General features: G+C 56.2%; 4 protein-coding genes. All 4 read left to right on the top strand.

The window, feature by feature from the left end:
- The first annotated feature begins 245 nt into the window (after window positions 1-245).
- Window positions 246-1,274 (top strand): IS110 family RNA-guided transposase, encoded by a 1,029-nt coding sequence (locus WBK19_RS02730; RefSeq protein WP_511286736.1) that lies wholly within the window; start codon window positions 246-248, stop codon window positions 1,272-1,274.
- A 430-nt stretch (window positions 1,275-1,704) separates the two neighbouring features.
- Window positions 1,705-2,208, top strand: coding sequence for a YHS domain-containing protein (locus WBK19_RS02725; protein WP_511286734.1), 504 nt, complete (start codon window positions 1,705-1,707; stop codon window positions 2,206-2,208).
- Between the two features lie 220 nt (window positions 2,209-2,428).
- A complete protein-coding gene (locus WBK19_RS02720; RefSeq protein WP_511286732.1) occupies window positions 2,429-2,788 on the top strand; it encodes a hypothetical protein in 360 nt (119 codons plus the stop codon).
- 191 nt (window positions 2,789-2,979) lie between these two features.
- Window positions 2,980-3,186, top strand: coding sequence for a hypothetical protein (locus WBK19_RS02715; RefSeq protein ID WP_511286730.1), 207 nt, complete (start codon window positions 2,980-2,982; stop codon window positions 3,184-3,186).
- Window positions 3,187-3,426 lie beyond the last annotated feature (240 nt).

Genomic DNA, 3,426 nt, shown 5'->3' with positions numbered 1-3,426 from the left:
CGCCAAGGCCGTCAAGCCGCACTCGCACGTTGAGGAAAAATCCGGTGTTCCGCAAAAGGCGCCGGCCGCCGTTGATCCAAACAGGAAGAATGCTGCGCAGGACAAGAGCAAGCACTACCATCCCCGGGATATGAAATAACGGATTTCCGTTACCAGGCTAATGGGATGGTCGCCCCTCCCAGAAACGGCATCAAAGTACCAAAGTGGCGATAGCAATATCCCACTGAGCGAGAGGAGCGACCGAAATGAAGATTACGACAGTTGGTATCGATCTGGCAAAGCAGGTTTTTCAGGTTCATGGTGTTGATGAGCGGGGAAAGGCGGTGCTCAAGAAGCAACTGAAGCGCGATCAGGTGTTGCCGTTCTTCGCCAATTTCCAGTGTTGCCTGATCGGCATGGAAGCCTGTGGTGGCGCTCATTTTTGGGCGAACAAACTGCAGGCGATGGGTCATACGGTAAAACTGATGGCACCGCAGTTTGTAAAGCCGTATGTGAAGAGCAATAAAAATGATGCGGCCGATGCCGAGGCGATTTGTGAGGCGGTGAGTCGACCAAACATGCGCTTTGTGCCCATCAAGACAGGCGAACAGCAGGCTGTGCTGGCGCTGCATCGCGCCCGCCAAGGCTTCGTCAAGGCAAGAACAGCTCAGGCCAACCAGATTCGTGGCCTATTGGCTGAATACGGCATCATCATCCCGCAAGGCATTGGGTACATCGGTAAGCGACTACCCGAGATTCTGGAGGATGGTGAGAATGGCTTGCCTGGCATTTTTCGCCACCTGATTGCACGCCTTGGCGACCACCTCAAAGAGTTGGACCGGCAGGTCCAAGACTTGGAAGTACAAATCCAAGCTTGGCACCGGGAGAGCGTGGTGAGTAGAAAGTTAGCGCAGATTCCCGGCATTGGCCCCATCACGGCAAGCGCCCTGGTGGCATCAATCGGTAATGCGCGGAACTTTGAGAATGGCCGACAACTGGCGGCTTGGCTAGGGCTGGTGCCACGCCAGAGCTCCAGCGGCGGCAAGCAAACGCTGCTGGGCATCAGCAAACGAGGCGACACTTATCTGCGAACCCTGCTGATCCACGGAGCGCGAGCCGTAATCCGTGTTGCCGAGCGCAAAGTTGCCTATGCTGGCAGCTGGCTCGCGGAGGTTATGGGACGACGTCACAAGAACGTGGCCGCAGTGGCACAGGCCAACAAGAATGCTCGGATTGTTTGGGCGCTCCTGGCTCATGAGCGAGACTACGACCCCAGGTGCGGAGTGGCGGCATGAATACGGGGTACCCACCGTGCCGCTGCCCTACGGTCTAAAAGGACCTTCGGCCATCGGTCCCGTGGGTACCCCTGCAAGGCAGAAATACAACGGCAGCAAACATCAAGGAGAACCACCGATTGCACAGGCAATCATGACGTGATGGCGAGATAGGTCAGACCGGGATCGGTGAATGCTGATGTGAACTTCGTACTTCGAGTACTGGAGGCTGTTGAGCGACCGATCTGCATATTCCATCAGGGACAGAGGCCTTGGCCTCGATCAAAGTCCGGATCTATGGCTGCAATCTCCACCTGTTGAACATCACTGATTGAGGGCTTGGCAAACCCGGGGCGACCATCTATGTTCACAGAAGCCTGCACAGCCAGGCTGCCTCGGTATGCGGCTTGGCACTGATTGAGATAGCGCCAAGCAGGGAGGGAGAGCGACCATGACAAAAGCCGTGACCACAAGCCGCGATCCGGTATGCGGCATGGCTATCGAGGTCGCTCGCTCCTCACGCTTCATCACCTATCGCGGCATGCTCTACCACTTCTGCTCGGCCCACTGCCTCGAACGCTTCAATGACATCCCGGCTCTCTACACCGGCTCACAGCGGATTGCCGATATCCTGCCTATCCCGAAACGACGCAAACTGCGGCTGGCGAACGGCAACGAATCGGACATCCAACGCGCCGCCCAGCGTGTCGGCAAAATGATCGGGGTAACTTCGGTTACTACAGAAAAGACTCACCTGCTGGTCGAATACGATTTGAGGAAAACCATTCTCTCGCAAATCGAAACGGTGGCCACCGCCGAAGGCTTGCAGTTCAAGGAAGGGCTCCACGGCTTCAGACGACGCCTTTGGAAGCTGACGGAAGCCAGCGAGCTGGAAAATGCCGCCCACCCCGGACCCGGAGCCTGCTGCAACCGGCCTCCTGCCAGCTTCCGCTGAGCGAAACCGCGAAACAAGGGCGTCTACCCTTTTCCGGACAACTGTCGAATTCCATCTGCGTCGAGTGCTGCGGGCCAATGCCTGCGATGCGACTTCGGGCTGCATTGATGCGTCGTGAAAGCCACCGGATTGCTCATGACATTTCGCCAACTGTTTTGTAATTCGATGGTTATGTTGTCGACAGTCGCCGGGTCGCACACTGGATGCACCATTACAAGCAGTGGAGAAGATCATGCGTATTGCACTCGCTCCAATTCTTGCCGGGATTGCCTTTCTGACTCTAACGGCATGCACCTCGGTGCCGTCGGTCGGTGAGATTCCGGCGAGCATTGCCAATGCCACCACAGCCGCCGAGCACCAGCGAATAGCTGCCTATTTCGCGGAGAAAGCGGCCAATTACGATGCCGAAGCGGCTTGGCACGAGAAAATGGCACTCTCCTATGCCAGTCGCCCGAAAGGCGATCTGGCGGCGATGCAATCTCACTGCCGCTCGCTGCAGGCGCAGTTCACCAACGCCGCCAAGGATGCGCGCACCCTGGAACAGGCGCACCGCCATTTGGCCCGCAGTTCCGGCAAATAGATGCCGTCACGGCAGGCAATCCGTTGCCCGAAACGTTCGCGTCGCGTAATCCGAAATGAAAAGCGCGCCGCCACTCTCGACAGCCACAAGGGTAGGGCCCACAAATTGCCGAAGGAATACAAGGAAGAAGTCGACGACTGACAAGTAATCGCCCTTTTGATTGAGTCAAACCAAAGTTCAAGGAGATTTTCATGGCTATCGATTCCATTAGCCGCAATAACATCACCAGCGCTGCACGCCAGCCCGTCGAGAGTCCGCTATCCCAAGAGCTAAAACAAGCCGAACGCCAGGAAGTCAGGGCGCAAGAGGTCTCACAGCGCAAAGCAGAGGAAGCGTTACCGCCGGTTGTGAATGTTCAGGGCCAAACCACCGGGACGCTGATCAATATCGTCGCCTGAATTGGGGAACGTGTTTGGGTGCAGAACACTTGGGCCGATAGTTTGGCCAAAAACGGTTCCCGCCCGCTATGTTGTTGCACCTGACATTTGAATGACAAACTTGTAACCGCGGGGTTATGTATGCGTCAGTCTCCCCGACGCATACTGCAATTATTCAAGATCCTGGATGAAGGAAGAAAAAATGCTGGAAGCTGCTGATCGTTTGAAAAACCAGTGTCAGTCACAACTTGAACTGACCTC

It is taken from the genome of Azonexus sp., assembly GCF_049652925.1.
Lineage (GTDB): Bacteria > Pseudomonadota > Gammaproteobacteria > Burkholderiales > Rhodocyclaceae > Azonexus.
This window is presented reverse-complemented; position numbering and strand designations above follow the sequence as displayed.